Raw genomic sequence first — 18,191 nt, forward strand, 5'->3', positions numbered from 1 at the left:
TTACAATTAAAACCAAGGAGAACTGATTTGGAGGAATGGACCTTTGCAATTATTCTACATAAAAAAAACAATCTACTTATTGATGTGTGTGCCTTATTTTTATCTTGCTCTACTTTTTGATTATTATTATCATTCAGTCATCCTATTTATACTATTGATATTTTGGGCTTTTTTCCTTGGTTTTACGTTGAGACGAGCCAATCGTTTAGGAACATTGGTTCTTGGCAATCTTTGTTCTACGATCACCTCTTATTTATGTTTTGCTAAATGTACTGAATGGCATTTTTTATATCATCCTTTTCCCCCTGAACAGATCATCTTACTGCTCGCTGGTATTTACTTATTTCCACAGTTATTAGGGATCATTTGGGGTAGTATATTTGCCTATTCGCGTAAGCAAGTAAAATAAGCTTTCACTTTTTTAGATAGCAAAATAAAAGTAAAACCCCCAGAGACGGCTAGTGGTCGTTAGAGGGCTTTACTTTTATTTTTATATTCTTTTTGGCCTAGGTTCGATGTTTAGCGAAGCAATCAAGGCAACACTTGGTAGTTTTTTATATTTCATGTAAATAGATTTTTTTGATGATCAGCTTATCGAATAGTTGAGATTGACTATCTTGTTCACCGATGATCTCTGCGATCACGATTTTACCATTTGGTTTTTTCCTTAATTGGTAATTGATTTTACCCGTTTCTGTTAATTCATTGAGCATATCAACAACCCCGCCAAAACCAGTTTTCTTCGTAATGAATCCCAATGCCACCATTCGTTCATCAAGATTTTTAGCAGAGATAGATACACCTGTAACTAAATATTGTTTTAAGGCGCTAACCAATTCATCTAACGATTCAGAAGTGGATACGATGGCCGTGCGATTTTTTGTGAATGGTTCGTTTGTCCCAGTTCCATTTGTTTTTGCCTCTTCTGTTTCTGTCTCAACGAGTTGGCGAAGCGTGGCTAATTCTTGCAACAACGTCTCATATTGCTCTTGGGTCAACATCACACCAGCAACTTTTTCACGATTAAAAATATATACGCCTGTTTCAGCTTTTCTAGCTTGGTCAAACACATCCATCGGCGATCTTTTCACTTCTGTAATTGAAGATGTAGGTACTTCTAGTTTCTTTAATTCCAATGGATTTTCCTCCTTTGTTTTTCCAGTCCATTATAGCATATTCTAGCGTTCGATGATTCGTTTACTCGTAAAAGTTATCTTTGTGTTGATCCAATAATCGATGTCTGATAATAGTTTTTCGATTCCAAGTGAGTCTTGATAAAAATAAGTTTTCTGATCATTAGTGAGACTAGCAGAAAAAAAATGGTCTGTGATGACAAGTTGAGCATAACTAGGTGGCTTACTCCTGGTACATACGTGGATCGATGTGCGTTTGCGATGACGTAACGTTTTATCTAAAATTGCTGCAAGTCGTCTAGCTTCTTCATGGTCATAGCGAAAAAAGAATACGATTTTAACTTCCGGTGCATACATCTCCAGATAGCCTCGTTCATTTAATAATTTCAGCAACATCCTTGCCCAATCGGTGGTTGGCTGAAACAAAGCTTGTTGCAAAGCGATACGAAACTGGTTTGATTTTTCAATAAAATTAGGGATCGTGTCTGCTAATGCTTGGTAGGCAACAGCTTCTTCATGGATAAAGCGATCATGAAGACCAATTGAATATTTTAACCACTCTTGGAATAGTACTCTTGTTATTTTCTTTTTGTTGGAACTTTCAAAATCATTCGTCAACCAAAATAATGAATCTAATTTTTCAGTAACGATCGATAATTTTTGATAGACGGAGGTTTTTTCGATCCTTTCCCACCGCTTGTCTGTGATCAAATGGCTATTCAGTCGCAGGATAGCCCGATAATTCTTTTCTTTTGTCGGAAGCTTTTGTTCAGAGCGAAAGAGTAGTTCTGGAAAAATCTCATAGAAGAACAATTGATGATTTGTAAAAATCTCAATATCTGTATGTTTGGGACGTTGGTCTAGAAGTTGGATGAATAGTTCTGAAAATGTTTGATCATGGTCTTCCTTAAAAAAAGTTGGGAACTCTTTGAGAAAACAAAAAAGTAAATATCTGATTTTTCGTTCAGAACCATAGATTTGTCGCTTTTTGTAGGAAAAAGAAAGATGATAATCCCCTAGCCATTTTTTCAATCGTTCTTGTGCGGAACGATCGTATTCGAAGGAGTATTCCCTTTGTAAAATCAGATCCCGTAATAAACAGAACGAATCCGATCGGATCAAAAATTCAAACAAAAGAAATGGCTCATTGTATGCTTGATGATAAACCAGCTGGACTTCTTTTTTGTCATACGCTAGTTCTAAGGGATAATCCTCTGATTTCAATCGCTTCAAATAACGATCGATCGTTTTGACATCGACATCCATCCTTTTTGCTAAGTCGCTTTTCTTCCATGTCAGATCTTTCATTTGGTTGATCAGTAAAAAGATATTCTGTGCATTTTTTGTTAGTAATGTTTGCCAATTCATTGCTTAACCTCACTCTATCAATAGTTTTTCCAGAGTGGTTCATCAATACTCTGAAAATGTCTCTTATATAAAGTACGCAAAGAAATATTTTTTATTTTTATTATTTTACTAATTTACAAAATTAACCAGAAATTAATCCAAAGTCTCTCGTTTGTGTAAATCATACCAACGACAAAAAAGAAGTGAGCCCTTCGTTCTCTCCCACCACCTAAAACCGGATAAACAACAGGAACAGAAGTAACTTCTTCGGAAATAAGACGCCAGCCACAAAAATTTGAAAAACAATTTTCGTGGCTGGCGCCTTATTTCTTGAGACTGAACACTTCTGTCCCGACCGCATTGACATAGTCATATTCACTCTTTATTCAATAATTATTTACTAAAAATGATCATTCTTTGATCTTCAACGTCAACGCATTCAGTGCTACAACTACGGTACTCAATGACATCAAGACAGCTCCAATCGCTGGGCTTAACAAAATCCCGATCGGTGCAAGAATCCCTGCTGCTAAAGGAATGGCAAGAATGTTGTAACCAGCTCCCCACCATAGGTTTTGGATCATTTTCTTTCTCGTTTGTTTGGCTAGATCTAAGAAATGCAAGATATCTTTTGGATCACTGTTGATCAAAACCACATCCGCTGAGTCGATCGCAATATCGGTTCCTGCCCCAATCGCCATCCCGATCGTCGCACGTGCTAAACTTGGGGCGTCGTTGATTCCGTCACCGACCATGATGACTTTTTTCCCTTGTTCCTGATAACGTTTGACGATATCTTCCTTGTCATTTGGTAAAAGTCCGCCATAATACTCTTCAATACCTAAGTATTGTGCGACCACTTCTGCTGCATGTGGATTGTCACCAGTCAACATAACCGGAGTGATATTTCTTTCTTTGAGACTTTGAATAAAGGTTTTTGCTTCTGCTTTGATGATGTCGCCTAAAGCCACTAATCCCACTAAACGATCATCGATCAATAGAAAACTGACAGTATTCCCTTGTTCTTCGTAAGGAGTTAATCGCTCCTTTGCAATTTCAAGTCCTAAACGTTTGATTTCTTTTTCGTTGACTACTTTTACATTCTTATCTGCTACTGTGCCAGTTAAGCCAACCCCTGAAAGATTTTTTTGATTCTCTGCTTGATAAGGAGAAATATTTTGTTCCTTCAAATAACGCATGATCCCAATGGCTAAAGGATGATTGGCGTTCGCTTCTAAGGCACCTAGATATTTCAATAGTTCTTCTTGAGGATAATCATCGTCTAAGCTTTCGATACCAGTGACGGTGAACTTTCCTTCCGTCAACGTACCTGTTTTATCCAGCATGATGACATCTAACTCATTGGCTTGTTCTAAGGCGCGACGACTTTTGAGCAACAACCCATTTTTAGCAGCAATCGATGTCGAACGTGCAACAACTAAAGGAATCGCCAAACCTAACGCATGAGGACAGGCAATAATGAAGACGGTGACCATCCGTTCTAAAGCAGTTGGTAAATCGGTTAAAAAGAGCCACACAACAAATGCCAATAGACCGGCGATCAATGCGACATAAAACAACCATTTGGCTACTTTGTCAGACAAAGATTCTAGTTTTGACTTTTCACCTTGTGCTTGACGGACCATATCCATGACTTTTGCTAAATAGCTATTTTCACCAGTTCCAGTCACTTCGATCTCAATAGTACCGTCTCCATTGATCGAACCACCGATCACTGGATCAGATGTTTGCTTTTTGACCCCTTTGGATTCGCCAGTTACGGCAGATTCGTCCACGATCGTTTCACCTTTCAGGATCTTCCCATCCGTTGGCATTTTATCTCCTGCTCGAACGACTAAATGATCGCCCTCTTTGACCTCTTTTAAAGAAATTGTCTCTTCTGTCCCATCTGTTCGTAATCGTTTGACCGTTTCCGGTAATAATTCTGCTAATTTCTGTAACGCATTACTTGCATTAGAAACGGCACTCATTTCGATCCAGTGCCCTAATAGCATGATGACGATCAACGTCGCCAATTCCCAGAAGAAGTCCATCACATGAGTATGGGGATTGATGAGATTTGCGATAAAAGAATAGACACTATAAACATAGGCGACACTGATCCCCATAGCAATCAAGGTCATCATTGCTGGACTTTTTTGTTTCAATTCCATTTTAGCGCCACTTAAAAAGGGTTGTCCGCCATAGATGAACAAGATGGTCGCCAGGATCAAGACGAGCCAATCAGAGCCAGGGAAAGTCACTTGAAAGGGGAATTCCATGCCCATCATGGGAGAAAACAAGATGATCGGAATCGCTAGCAACAAGGACAACCAAAATTTTTGTTTAAAATTCCCCATGTGCATCGAATGATCCATCCCGCCGCTCATATGGTCATGATGATCCATTGAACTGTGGTCCATTGAGTGATGCTCATGTGCCATGCTCTCGTGGTTCATTTTTGTATGGTCCATACTCGTATGATCCATTTTATGGTGTGTCATGTTCGTTTGTTGCTTCATTTCATCATGATGATGCTCGTGCATCGTTTGTTTTTTTTGCTCGTTCATTTTCATTCTGTCCTTTCCTTTGTTGAACCGTTTATTTCTTCATTTTTTGGTTTAGACTTAATGAATTGAGTAACACACTGATTGAGCTAAAGGCCATCGCTCCTCCGGCAATGATTGGATTCAATAAGCCAAACGCAGCAAATGGAATGCCAATCGTGTTATAAATAAATGCCCAAAATAAGTTTTGTTTGATTTTTTTCAAGGTCACACTTGAAAGTTCGATCGTTTGTCCAATCGACGAGAGTTGACTATTCATTAACGTTACATCTGCTGTTTCTATAGCGATATCGGTGCCATTCCCCATGGCGATACCGACATTTGCTAAAGCCAAGGCGGGGGCATCATTGATACCATCACCGACCATCCCCACTTGTTTTCCTTCTTTTTGCAATTTTTCGACATATCCTGCTTTTTCATCAGGTAATACTTCAGCAAAGATGTGTTCTTTTGGAATACCAACTTCTTGTCCAATCGTCGTTGCAACTGATTGATTGTCCCCTGTGACCATATAAACTGCCAATCCTTGGGCTTGTAATTGTTGGATTGCTGATCTTGCGTGTTCTTTGATCTGATCAGCCACAGCGATCATCCCCAATACCTGTCTGTCATCTGCAAGAAACATCACGGTTTTTCCTTGTCGTTCTAATTGTAACGCTTGTTCTTGATACGCTTCAAATGAAACGTTCAGCTCCACTAGTCGTTTTCTCGTACCAATAAAATAAGATTTTCCATCTATTACCCCACTGATCCCAGCACCCGGATGTGCTTTTGCTTGAACCACAGGCAAAGTCGCGATCGCCTGTTCTTTTCCATAAGTCACAATGGCTTTGCCTAAAGGATGCTCTGAGCCTTGCTCTAATGTGGTGGCGATCGTTAACACTTCTTCGTCACCAATAACGTCTGTGACCACTGGTTTACCTTGTGTGATCGTACCAGTTTTATCTAAAAGGATCGTGTCTAGATGTGTTGCAGCTTCTAATGCCTCGCCGCCTTTGATCAAAATACCCTTTCGTGCGCCTAATCCTGTACCAACCATGATAGCAGTTGGTGTCGCTAGTCCTAACGCACAAGGACAAGCAATAACCAACACTGAAACACTATGGATCACTGCCAGTTCCCAGTTGCCACTGATGAGTCCAGTGACTATTAAGGTAAAGAAAGCAATGACTAAAACGATAGGAACAAAAATAGCAGAAATCTTATCAGCAATTTTTTGGATCGGTGCTTTACTTCCTTGGGCATCTTCCACCATTTGGATGATTTGTGAGAGGACAGTTCCTTTTCCTACTTGGGTCACCGTCATTTCAAGAATCCCTGTGGAATTGATGGTTCCGCCGAAGAGTAGATCCCCCGTTTTTTTCTCAACTGGCACACTTTCTCCAGTCAACATTCCTTCATCGATCGCACTATCTCCTTTGATGACTTTCCCATCTGTTGGGATTTGTTCTCCCGGTCGGACGAGTAAAATATCCCCAATCTCTACTTCCTCGATTGGTATGGTCTTTTCTTCACCATTTTTTATGACCTGTGCTGTTTTTTTCTGAAGAGACATCAACTGCTTGATGGCATCGCCGGTTTTACTTTTGGCTGTGTGTTCCAAATATTTTCCTAACAAAATCAGTGTGATGATCATATTGCTACTTTCAAAATATAAGTCCGATGAATGTGTACTGAAAAAACCATTGTATACACTAAGCGCAAATGCGGCGGTCGTACCGATTGCCACTAACACATCCATATTGGGTGCGTTTGTTTTGATGGCATGATACGCTCCTTCATAAAAGCGCCAACCAATATAAAACTGGACAGGGGTTGCTAAAATCAGTTGGACCCATGGATCATGGAAAAAATGGACAAGCGTTCCGTGAAAGCCTAACATCATTGCAATCATCGCGATCATCATAGGAAGCGTCAAGATAGCACCTATGATGACATCTCGCTTCATCTTTGTTAAATAAGTTTGCTTTTCTTCTGCAATTTTTTGCTTATGGGCCTCATCATATAAAATCGCACCATAACCAATGGTTTCAACACTCTGGATCAGTTCTTCAATTGATACTTCCTGATAATTGATCGTCGCTTTTTCTGTTGCCAGATTAACAGTCGCAGATAATACACCGGGCTGTTCATTCAACTCTTTTTCGATTCGTGCAGCACAATTGGCACAAGTCATTCCAGTAATCACGAGTGTGTCTTTTTTAGCTGGATACTCCATTTAAATCACCTCTGCTTGATAGCCTAAATCATTGATTGCTTGACATATCGTAGATGGTTGGATCACTGTTTCATCTAATGACACAGTTCCGATCTCTTTTTTTAAGTTGACATTAATTTTTTTTACACCTGGTAGCGCATTGACCGTTTCTTCCACTCTTGCAACGCAATGTTTACAGCTCATTCCTTTGATCGTTACTTTTGTTTTCATCCCTGTTTTCCTCCTAGTTGTTTTGATGGCAATGACATTGTCCTGGAATGCAATTGCACTGGATATCTGTTACTGGCTCTTTTTTCTTTAGTTCTGCCATGATTTGGTCAATATCTGCATGTGTTAAAGTTGCTTCTGAGACAAGATCTGCAATCGTCTCGCCGATTTTCTTCGCACAAATATGTGAGAATAAATTTTCAGCAGCACTTTGCACAGTGTCCGTTTCAGACACCGCTGGGTGATAAATAAATTTTTTCCCTTCTTGTTCTGTCCAAATCGCTTCTTTTTTGACAAGTCGTCCTAATAACGTTTTGACTGTTGCTGCTTTCCAGCCCATTGATTCAGAAAGGATCTGTGTGATTTCCTGAGCTGTGGTGTCTCCTAATGTCCAGACGACACGCATGATTTCCCATTCTGAGTCACTGATTTTGATTGGCTTTTTCACTTCTTCCATACGTATCACTCTCCTCTTCGTTTACAAATGTAAACTTGAATTCTAAATACAGATTACACTTGTAAACGAAACGTGTCAACTACTTTTACTTCGCCATTGCTCTAGAAATTTTTTTTGCTGTCGTGAACCATTCAAAATGACTAATTTTCCTTCTGCTCCTTGTTCATAGATTTTTTTGATTGCTAAGGGTTCCCTTTCTTTCTTGAAACGCCAAACAAAAAGTAAAAAGTCCAAATATTCTTTGTCGAATTTTTCTATAAATTCTTCTGGAACATCTGGACGGGTACTTTTATCTAATTTTCGTTTAATCGAACGTTTGACCACACGATACATCGCGATGTGTCTCGGCAAGCGAAGTAACAGGATCAAGTCAGCTTGTTCAATTCGATCTTTTGCAATCGATAGATAATTCCCTTCGATGATCCAATCCTTGTTCTCAGCCATAAATTTTTCCTGTTCTTTTAACAACCATTGCTTAGCTGCTTTTCCATAGTCCGTTGTTAGCCACAAACGATCCAGTGCTAAAAGAGGGCTTCCTGACGTTGCTTGTAAGCTTCTTGCAAGTGTGGACTTACCTGCACCCGACTGTCCAATAATCATTATTTTCATTTTTGTCCTCCTTCGAATGGTCATCTTTTTATTTTACCTCGTATTCTTAATAACGCAAAAAAAGACCGAACCAATCGTTGGACTGATTCGGTCAAATCTTATTTTAAAGTTGAGAAACTGGTTCTTTCAATGGATTTTTCTTATTATCACGACGCGCGATTGCTGGTAAGATCATACCTAGTAAAATCAAAATGATCGGTGTGACGATGTTTGAGATCAATTGGAACCACCAAGCTTGTGGATCAGCAGCGTATTCCACTTTTGGTACCATTCCCAAAATACATGCAAACGCAGTGAAAGCAAAACACCAAGCACCAAAGATGAATCCAACTTTAGGATTTTTCACGAACTTATATTCTGACGTGAATTTTTTGTATGCTTTGTTCAACATCATATAGGCTAGGAATACCCATAAGTAACGCATTGGCATAACGACTGAATTTAAGTTCGTCAACCATTTAACTAATTCATTCATATCTTTGATACCAATAATCGGTAATAGAATGATGATACCGACTAAGATACCAGTTAACATGTAACCATTGACCAACGTTCCTTTACGGTTACGTTTACGTAACCAACTTGGTACAAATTCTGGATCTGCATCGGCTAACAAGATCTTCAATGGCGCATCAATAGAAAATGCCAAGGCAGAAATTTGACCGACCATATTCGTCAATGCATAGATGATCATCAATGCATTACCGATACCATAATAGTTACCTAAGATTTGGAAGGCACTGTACGCACCGTTTGCCATTAAATCTTTCGGAATATTGTCACTTGCAAATAACATACCCATTGCCACTGAACCTAAAACAGCACAGATACCGACCATTGCTGCTAAAAAGATCATCCCTTTTGGAAATTCTTTTGCCGGGTTACGTGTAGAATTAACATAAGGAGAGATTTTCTCAGCGCCTCCTACAGCAAAGACTAACATTGAAACAGTCGTAAAGTAACTAAAGTCAAACTTAGGAATGTACGTTTTGACTTGGTTCATATTTGCTGTCGCAAATTCCATCGTTGGATTGATGAATGGCGCAGTAACAGCAAGTAAAATGAATAATAATGACATGACGAACATCGCTGTACCTGCTAAACCACCGATAACTTTTAACGTTGATAAGCCTTTTGTTGATAGATACAAGAAAGCTAAGAAAATGATCAAGGAGATCACTGCGACCATTTGGACAGACATCGTATTGACGATATCGCCATTTCCTTGAACTGCCCAACCAGCTGCAATCAAAATCGCTTGTGGTTTTTGTGCTAAGTATGGAATATGCACGACCCAATATGTCCAGGCAGCATAATAAGCTAAGCGTTTATTCGAAGTAGTATTTTCTACCCAAGAACTAACGCCCCCTTTACTATCTTTGAATGCTGATCCTAATTGACCGACGATCAGTGCATAGGGGATAAAATAAATAGCTAGAATCAATAACCATGAAGTGATTACTGAGATTCCTTGTTGCGCGTAGTTATTGACGACATTCCCCATACCCCAGACCATGTTGAATGCAATCAACGCTACTGTAAACCAGCGCAGTTGTTTTTCGTTCATCTGATTTCTCCTTTATAAATATTTAATAATTATTCATTGACTATCATATTCAATTTTCATAATGTTTACAACACTTCGTTATTTTATTTGTGGATTATTTTAGGTAAAACACATTGTTTTTACATTTATTTTTCATTTTACCCTCTAACACCTAATCTAAAGGCGCACAAACAAGAAGTATTTTCTAACTATTTTGGAATTTTCAGAACAATTAAAATCTTCCAGTTATTTTAATCACAGAAAAACCACAGTCCTCAAATAAATGATTTCTGTGGTTTAACGGTGCTTTTTTGACTGTTTATTTGACTTTTTTGACAGATAGCCCACGCATGGCGTTTAAAACTGCTATCAGGGTCACACCCACATCGGCAAAGACTGCATTTCCCATAGAAGCAAAGCCAATAGCTCCGAGAACCAATACGATTACTTTTACTCCGATAGCAAACGCAATATTTTGCTTGACGATTTTCAACGTTTTTCTTGAAATTTCAATCGCCTCCGCAAGTTTTGATGGCTCATCGTTCATGATGACGACGTCGGCTGCTTCAATGGCTACATCACTGCCTAAACCACCCATGGCGATTCCCACATCTGCTCGAGCTAATACCGGTGCATCATTGATCCCGTCTCCGACAAAGGCAGTTTTCTGAGTCGTTTCGCTCATCAATGCTTCTAATTTTTCTACCTTATCTTCTGGAAGCAGTTCACTATAGACTGTATCGACTCCGACCTCTTTTGCGACTTGTTCCGCAATCTTTTGGGCATCACCTGTCAACATCACTGTCTTTTTGACGCCGACTTTTTTCAATGTCTCGATAGCAAATGTTGCATCTGGTTTGATCGTATCCGCAATAACTAAATAGCCCATGAGCTGACTGTCGATCGCTAAATAGATCAATGTTCCTATTTCATGATTCTCTGGTTGCTCGACTCCATAGCGAGCCAATAATTTTTGATTTCCGACAAGTACCTCTTGTCCCTTGACCTGGGCGTTGATTCCTTCTCCAGCGATTTCTGCAGGTTCTTCAATTTCATATAACGGGCCACTGTAGGTATCCATGACCGCCTTGGCGATTGGATGTGTCGATACATTTTCTAGACTCGCCACATATTTCATAAATGCTTTCTTGTCAATGGTAGAAACAACTTTTTGTACGGCAAAATCACCCTTGGTCAGGGTACCTGTTTTGTCAAATACTACTGTTTCTGTACGAGCTAAAAGTTCTAGATAATTTCCACCTTTGACAAGTATCCCCCGTTTACTAGCTCCACCGATTCCTCCGAAAAAGCTAAGTGGAACAGAAATGACCAATGCACATGGACAAGAGATCACTAGGAATGTCAATGCTCGATAAATCCATTCAGAAAAATCTCCTCCATAAAGTAAGGGTGGGACAGTTGCTAAAAGAACAGCTAACGCAACGACGATCGGCGTATAGTAACGAGCAAACTTAGTGATGAATTTTTCAGCAGGTGCCTTTTTACTGCTTGCTGTCTCCACTAGTTCTAATAATTTGCTGATGGTCGAATTTTCATAGTTCTTTTTAACTTCGATGGTTAGAGGATGGGTCTTATTGATAAAACCACTTAATACATTTTCACCATTCATCACTTCTTTAGGCAATGATTCTCCTGTTAATGCAGATGTATCTACGAGGGATTGTCCCTTCAAAATCGTTCCATCCAAAGGAATTCTTTCACCTGGTTTGACCATGACCGACTCACCGATCTGCACTTCTTCTGGTTGCTTATTTACCAAGCCGCTTTCAGTGATCACATGAGCAACTTCCGGTCGGATCGCCATCAACTCACGAATGGACCGACGAGACTGATCGACCGCAAAATGTTGGAAATACTCACCGATTTGATAAAACAACATGACAGCAACTGCTTCTGGATATTCACCGATCATCATTGCACCAATCGTTGCAATCGACATTAAAAAATTTTCATCAAACACTTGTCCTTTACGAATATTGACAACCGCTTGCTTGATCACATCAAAGCCGATAAGAACAAAAATGGCGAAAAAAGTAACGAAACGAATTGGCTCAGCAGGCTTCCATAAAAACAATAAAAGTAAACTAAGTGACGCTATGATGATACGTAACAACGCTGTTTTATTTTCTTTTTCTTGTTCATGATTTTCACTTATCTGGTTTTTCACTTCGATTACTTTGACCTCTGGTTCTAATTGATGGATTTCTTCTGTTACTTGCTTTTCAATCGCTTCAATGACCGCTTTATCTGCATCGATCATCATTTTTCCAGTCGCAAAATTGACTGATGCTTCTTTTACGCCAGGTATTGCTTGTACTTTTTTTTCGATTTTCATCGCACAATTTGCGCAATCTAAACCTTCTAATTGATAACTTTTCATTTCAAGTCCCTCCTTACCAAACATATGACTATCTATTCATAAGTCATTATACATGAATGGTTATTCATATGTCAAATCATAGTAATAACAGATCATGATTAAAGTATCGTTCGGGAGAATCATTATTTCTGCAAGGTGTAAAAGAAGTTTCTTATGTAAAAGTGACGAATGATAAACTTTTACATAAGACACTAAAGGAGGAAATACATGATTGATTTCAACGATCAATACCATATACTAGCTATGGCTTTGCGACTAGGAAAAGCTACCAACTTCAAAGCAGTCGGAAAGAAAGGAAAAGAAAATTATCAATTTTTATTTTCAAAATTGATAAAAATGATCGAAAATGATCAAGATTCATTTTTTATTGAAACAGTCAAAAAAAATGACTTGATACACTCTCTTGAACATACAATTGACTATTACGATGCCAAAAAAAGAGAAGACATTCAGCACATCATGGAAAACTTAAAAGAGGATGACCCAACTAGCTTTGTCATCATTCCCTCTTACTCTACTACTATAAGATTATTTCATGATCACATATATAGCTTGATCATTCACAAAAATAAGGACTACATTGTTACTAAGATCAATAAATTAGAGTCAATGACTACGAACTTCCAGCTTAAAATTGATGAAAAAAATTTAAATAAGCTTAGCGATATTCTTTATTATTCTAAGTTTGAGTATCGAAAGACGAGAATATCTGTTGATATATTCTCAAAACTAAAAAAAATAGCTGTTGAAAAACCCTCTGCTTTACATGTGGAAATGCGTGGTTATCCAGGCATTACAAATTGCCCGATACTTGAACCGTTAACAGCATTAAAATGGACTGTCTACAATTGCAATAAGCCAATTTCGTCTGCCGAAATCAAGGAGAAGAAAGTGATCAATCCAAAACTATGGCCTTCAAAGGAGCTTCGGATGCGATTTTATCAAACGTTTTTAACCGATAATGAGCAACATAATCAACAATTTTCTATATTATGGCATTATTACACCATGCGAAAAGCAGAAACTCAATTAGTTGATAAAGAATACAAAGGAAAAATCCGCTATCTTTCTATTAAATATTTAAATAAAGTCTTAAATGATCCAGCCGTTCCAATAGAATTTAAGAGAAATCAAACAAATGAAGCCAGTCAACAAAATTATAAAGTATTTCATTCAAGGTCAAAAAAATTGGAAACATTGCACACAAAAATAAGTCATATAACCAATAAAAAGAACATAACAACTGATAAATCTCAACATAAAAACAATGAGAATTCTCAATATTTTAGACCAAGTAATAGTATTGCTTCTACTTCATCAGATAACGTTACCTCCATTAGTTTTCTCTCAAAAAAAGAGCGCCAAGTCTGTTCAATACAAAGATAACTGTTTTCCTACGAAATTGAGATAAAGCGAAAAACAGTTGCCAAGTAAATTTATCCTATCCTTTCTATGGTGGGACTATTGCACGAAAATAAAAAATAAGGAGAGTTATTATGCTTGATTTTGATGGACAATACCACCAATTGGCACTTGCTTTAAGATTAGGAAATGCGGCGGCATTTGAAGTTGTCGGTTCAGGCGGAAGAAAAAATTATCAATTTTTATTTTCAAGATTTATCAAAATGATTGAAAATGATGTTGCTGGTACCTTGATCAATGAAAGTCAAAAAAATCAAGTGATCCAGTCTTTAAGAAATACGATCGTCTACTACGATATGAAAAAATCGACTGAACTGGAAGAGAAAATCAGACATTTAAAAAAAGATGACCCAGCCAGTTTTATGATTTTTCCAGCTTATTCAGTGACCCCTGACTCTTATCATAATCATATTTATGGCTTAGTAATTTATAAGCAAGATAATGACTATCTTGTCGCGAAATTAGATAAATATGAGACAAATAAAAAGATGGGGAATCATTTGCTAAAAATCCCAGCGGATCAGTTGGGGAAATTAAGTAAAATACTATTTGCGACAAAGCTTGAACACCACAGTGAGTCTAAGATCAACCTCATCAATGAAATCACCAGACTCTCAGATAAGCCTGCAAAAAACCTTAATTTTGAAATGAGAGGGTATGCAATGATTCCCAACTGCCCGATTTTAGAACCGCTTGTCACTTTCCGAAGTGTTCTTCATAATTGTCAGGAAGCTATTTTTACTCCACCATTGATTGAAGACAAAGTGAAACCTAAATTCTGCTCATCGTTTGCGTTTCGTGAGCGGTTCTTTCAGACTTTTTTAGGTGAAAATTTAAAACACGATCAAAAATTTTTTCAATTATGGAAACATTACGAACAGCGAAAAAAAATCACTGGTCTAAAAGAAACTATCTCCAGAGATGAATTCGTTGATATTTCGGATGATTTCGTAAAGAAAGTCTACGAAGATCCTAAAACACCTAAAAAATTTGTCAAAAATCAATCCGTCGAGGTTGCACCTTATTATTATCATGTTTTTTATGATGATTCCAGGCGATTGAAACCATTGGATGCTCACATCAACGCAATCATCGATGGAACGGATCAACCATTAAAAGAGGGATTTCGCCAAAAAGTAAAAGTTAAGAGCCAGCGGTTTGGGGGAACAGTCAAAACAGTCAAAGATAGGATTTTTTCTGATAGACAGACCTCTAAAAGTAACACCACAGACGTGACACTTTCAACTTCTCCAACACAAACGTCCTTTACACAAGCGAATTTTAATCATCGCGTAGTAGACGCAACCAACAAATCGAATTTTTTGAGTAAGCAAATACCTAAAAAACATACAGATATCACTCGCTAAGTGTAAAAAAAGTAACTCTTTGGACAGACAACCAACTGTGCAAGAGAGTTACTTTTATATTTAGTCACTATTTAAACGATTTCTGCCCCAAATGGCATCAACGCTAGGCGTGCTAGTTTGAAGGATTGCTTTGCGAAAGGAATACCAATGATCGTGATACAAAGTAAAATCCCACTGATGACATGACCTAAAGCAATCGGCAAACCTGACACGATCAACCAAATGATATTGACGATCAAAGACACGCCATTGTTTGTATAAATGACTTCTTTTCCAAAGGGTGCAAACGATAAAGAAGCTAGTTTGAAACATTGTAGCCCGACCGGAATACCAACAATTGTGATACACCATAATACACCTGCTACCGCCCAACTCAGTCCTCCGAGTAAGCCACCAAAAATAAACCAAATAATATTTCCAATACAACTCATTGTTTCTTTCTCCATTCTAATAAGAGTCTTACGTTAAAAACCATTGAAATCGACTCTCTTGATTTTACGTTTTTTTGCTTCTAGTAACCACTGCTCCATAAACTGAGCGGCTACTGTTCTTTCTTGATCGACTGCCACAAAAATCGTTTGAAGCAGTTCACCTGATTGTTGATCTGCTTCAGTCGTTTCGATTTGTCTCGCTTGTCCAAAAGCGAAAATCATTTGTTTTTCTGCGTCATCATGTGCTGCTATAAAGGATATATTCAATGGATCGTTTATATCTGGCAGCATTAGTTCCTCCAAGAATCGATTTTCTTGTTGCCTGATCAACCTATTGATCATCGGTAGATCTGCTTCGGTTGCTGGGCGAATGATCATTCAAACCACTCTTTTCTTTTTTTGACCGTTTCTATCCAAATATTGGCAATCGTTTCATGACCCAGTAGTGTCGGATGGACACCATCATCCCCTGTATATTTCTCATAGCCATATGAGATGCCTAAAGAATTCAACGTTCCATCTAACGGGACAAAAACTGCTTGATATTCTTTTGCTAGTTGACGAATCAAGTGGATCTTTGGATCAAGATCACTACGCCAACTTCTCCGATCGTCAGGCTCTGGCAAAACAAATGGTTCCATCAAGACGATTTTTTTGATGCCACTTTCCACTAAACGATCAAGTAAATACCGATAATCGGCTTCAAAACGCTCAAAAGATTCTTTTGTCGCAAATGCTGCAGGCTCGCCTACATTGTGCCATGTATCATTGATACCAATCAAAATCGAGACCATATCAGGTTTCAAATCGATGCAGTCTGCTTGCCAGCGCTTCTTTAGGTCTGCTAACTTATTTCCGCCGATTCCGCGATTGACGAATGTCCACGTGTTTTCTGGATCACTCGCAGCCAATTTTGCCGCTGTTAACAGTGCATAGCCCTGACCGAGATCGTCAGTTCCTCTACCCGCATCTGTGATACTATCTCCAATGAATAAAAGTCGTTGTTCCATCACACACCCTACTTTCCTTGCCACTTTTACGTTATTATCCCACACACATCTAGCCAAAGAAAGAAGGAATTGGAACAATAGTGATTTCATAATAACTTCTTAAAAAAAATGCGTTCCACGAAAATACGATGAACGATTTTCGTGGAACGCGTCTTATTTCTTATGGGTAAATACGATTTAACAAACGTGGGAATGGAATTGCTTCACGTACATGATCGATCCCTGAGATCCAAGTCACTGTACGTTCTAAGCCTAAGCCGAAACCAGAATGTGGAACAGATCCGTATTTACGTAGATCTAGGTACCATGAGTATTCTTTTTCGTCTAAGCCATGATTCTTGATTTGTTCAAGTAAGAAATCATAGTCAGTCGCACGTTCACTTCCGCCGATGATCTCGCCATATCCTTCAGGTGCGATCATATCTGCACAAATCACGACATCTTCTCTTGTTGGATGTGGTTTCATGTAGAATGGTTTGATCGCTTTTGGATAGTTCAAGATAAAGACTGGTTGTTCAAATGAGTTCGCAATAAACGTTTCGTGTGGTGAACCGAAATCATCGCCCCACTCGATATCGTCAAAACCATTTTTCTTCAATAATTCGATGGCATCATCATACGTGATACGTGGGAAAGGTAATTTAGTATAAGTTTTCAATACTTCTTTATCACGTTCTAAGACGTCTAAAGCATACTCGCAGTTATCTAATACACTTTGAACTAAGAAAGCAACATATTGTTCTTGTACTTCTAAGCTTTCTTCTTGATGCGTGAACGCCATTTCAGGTTCGATCATCCAAAATTCGATCAAATGACGACGTGTTTTTGATTTTTCAGCACGGAAAGTTGGTCCAAATGAAAATACTTTACCAAATGCCATTGCAGCAGCTTCCATGTACAATTGACCACTTTGTGACAGATATGCTTTTTGATCAAAGTAGTTTGTCTCAAATAGATCGGTGGTTCCTTCTGGGGCAGAGCCAGTCAAGATCGGTGGATCGATTTTAACGAATTGGTTGTTGTTGAAAAATTCGTAGGTTGCACGGATGATTTCATTTCGAATCTGCATCACTGCATGTTGGCGTGAAGAGCGTAACCATAAATGACGATGATCCATCAAGAAATCTGTTCCATGTTCTTTTGGTGTGATTGGATAATCATGACTTTCACTCACTACTTCAATGTTCGTGATCCCGATCTCATAGCCAAATTTAGAACGGCTATCTTCACGAATCTCACCTGTCACAAGGATCGATGTTTCTTGAGAAAGATTTTTTGCCATTTGGAAAACTTCCTCAGGCACTTCGCTTTTTACGACAACTCCTTGGAAGAATGCTGTCCCATCTCGTAATTGTAAAAAGGCGATTTTCCCACTTGAACGCTTATTAGCGACCCAAGCACCGATCGTTACTGTTTCGCCTACATGTTTTTTTGAATCGATGATTTGAATTTGTTCCACGTAAAATTCTCCTTTGT

At 38.4% G+C, this 18,191-nt stretch carries 16 protein-coding genes; 3 read left to right on the top strand and 13 right to left on the bottom strand.

Going from position 1 to position 18,191, the window contains the following annotated elements:
- Positions 1 to 43 precede the first annotated feature (43 nt).
- Positions 44 to 409, top strand: coding sequence for a hypothetical protein (locus IGK01_RS09020; RefSeq protein ID WP_010734994.1), 366 nt, complete (start codon positions 44 to 46; stop codon positions 407 to 409).
- A 145-nt stretch (positions 410 to 554) separates the two neighbouring features.
- On the opposite strand, the gene IGK01_RS09025 is transcribed toward IGK01_RS09020, so the two are convergent.
- The 9 genes from IGK01_RS09025 to IGK01_RS09065 all read right to left on the bottom strand — a co-directional run bounded on the left by IGK01_RS09025 (position 555) and on the right by IGK01_RS09065 (position 12,485).
- On the bottom strand, positions 555 to 1,136 hold the full coding sequence (locus IGK01_RS09025) for a type II toxin-antitoxin system Phd/YefM family antitoxin (protein WP_409173487.1): 582 nt from the start codon (positions 1,134 to 1,136) through the stop codon (positions 555 to 557).
- 42 nt (positions 1,137 to 1,178) lie between these two features.
- Entirely contained in the window at positions 1,179 to 2,501 is a 1,323-nt protein-coding gene (locus IGK01_RS09030; RefSeq protein WP_023519980.1) for a hypothetical protein, read from the bottom strand.
- Between the two features lie 389 nt (positions 2,502 to 2,890).
- Complete coding sequence (copB, locus tag IGK01_RS09035) at positions 2,891 to 4,954, bottom strand: copper/silver-translocating P-type ATPase CopB (protein WP_371740695.1); 2,064 nt, start codon at positions 4,952 to 4,954, stop codon at positions 2,891 to 2,893.
- A 127-nt stretch (positions 4,955 to 5,081) separates the two neighbouring features.
- Entirely contained in the window at positions 5,082 to 7,265 is a 2,184-nt protein-coding gene (locus tag IGK01_RS09040) for a heavy metal translocating P-type ATPase (protein ID WP_438840679.1), read from the bottom strand.
- Complete coding sequence (gene copZ, locus IGK01_RS09045; protein ID WP_010734989.1) at positions 7,266 to 7,475, bottom strand: copper chaperone CopZ; 210 nt, start codon at positions 7,473 to 7,475, stop codon at positions 7,266 to 7,268.
- 13 nt (positions 7,476 to 7,488) lie between these two features.
- Positions 7,489 to 7,929, bottom strand: a complete 441-nt coding sequence (locus IGK01_RS09050; RefSeq protein ID WP_010734988.1) for a CopY/TcrY family copper transport repressor — start codon at positions 7,927 to 7,929, stop codon at positions 7,489 to 7,491.
- A gap of 75 nt (positions 7,930 to 8,004) precedes the next feature.
- Positions 8,005 to 8,538, bottom strand: coding sequence for a topology modulation protein (locus IGK01_RS09055; RefSeq protein WP_062804945.1), 534 nt, complete (start codon positions 8,536 to 8,538; stop codon positions 8,005 to 8,007).
- A 103-nt stretch (positions 8,539 to 8,641) separates the two neighbouring features.
- The gene (locus IGK01_RS09060; protein ID WP_010734986.1) at positions 8,642 to 10,105 is read right to left on the bottom strand and encodes an APC family permease; all 1,464 of its coding nucleotides are present in this window, start codon (positions 10,103 to 10,105) and stop codon (positions 8,642 to 8,644) included.
- Between the two features lie 298 nt (positions 10,106 to 10,403).
- A complete protein-coding gene (locus tag IGK01_RS09065) occupies positions 10,404 to 12,485 on the bottom strand; it encodes a heavy metal translocating P-type ATPase (RefSeq protein WP_438840680.1) in 2,082 nt (693 codons plus the stop codon).
- 207 nt (positions 12,486 to 12,692) lie between these two features.
- Between IGK01_RS09065 and IGK01_RS09070 the strand changes: the two genes are divergently transcribed.
- A complete protein-coding gene (locus IGK01_RS09070) occupies positions 12,693 to 13,871 on the top strand; it encodes a hypothetical protein (RefSeq protein ID WP_137072589.1) in 1,179 nt (392 codons plus the stop codon).
- 110 nt (positions 13,872 to 13,981) lie between these two features.
- Positions 13,982 to 15,274 (top strand): hypothetical protein, encoded by a 1,293-nt coding sequence (locus IGK01_RS09075; protein WP_438840681.1) that lies wholly within the window; start codon positions 13,982 to 13,984, stop codon positions 15,272 to 15,274.
- A 71-nt stretch (positions 15,275 to 15,345) separates the two neighbouring features.
- Here the strand turns inward: IGK01_RS09075 and IGK01_RS09080 are convergent, their stop codons facing one another.
- The 4 genes from IGK01_RS09080 to asnS form a co-directional block, all read right to left on the bottom strand.
- Positions 15,346 to 15,705, bottom strand: a complete 360-nt coding sequence (locus IGK01_RS09080; protein WP_010734982.1) for a YccF domain-containing protein — start codon at positions 15,703 to 15,705, stop codon at positions 15,346 to 15,348.
- A 33-nt stretch (positions 15,706 to 15,738) separates the two neighbouring features.
- Positions 15,739 to 16,083, bottom strand: coding sequence for a hypothetical protein (locus tag IGK01_RS09085; protein WP_023519988.1), 345 nt, complete (start codon positions 16,081 to 16,083; stop codon positions 15,739 to 15,741).
- Positions 16,080 to 16,715, bottom strand: a complete 636-nt coding sequence (locus IGK01_RS09090; RefSeq protein WP_104776392.1) for an SGNH/GDSL hydrolase family protein — start codon at positions 16,713 to 16,715, stop codon at positions 16,080 to 16,082. Before IGK01_RS09090 ends, IGK01_RS09085 begins: the two co-directional genes overlap by 4 nt.
- A gap of 160 nt (positions 16,716 to 16,875) precedes the next feature.
- Positions 16,876 to 18,174 carry an asparagine--tRNA ligase gene (gene asnS / locus IGK01_RS09095; RefSeq protein ID WP_010734979.1) on the bottom strand — a complete coding sequence of 433 codons (1,299 nt, stop codon included), beginning with the start codon at positions 18,172 to 18,174 and terminating at the stop codon, positions 16,876 to 16,878.
- Positions 18,175 to 18,191 lie beyond the last annotated feature (17 nt).

Origin of the sequence: Enterococcus sp. AZ080, from assembly GCF_051714945.1 — a bacterium.
Lineage (GTDB): Bacteria > Bacillota > Bacilli > Lactobacillales > Enterococcaceae > Enterococcus_B > Enterococcus_B pernyi.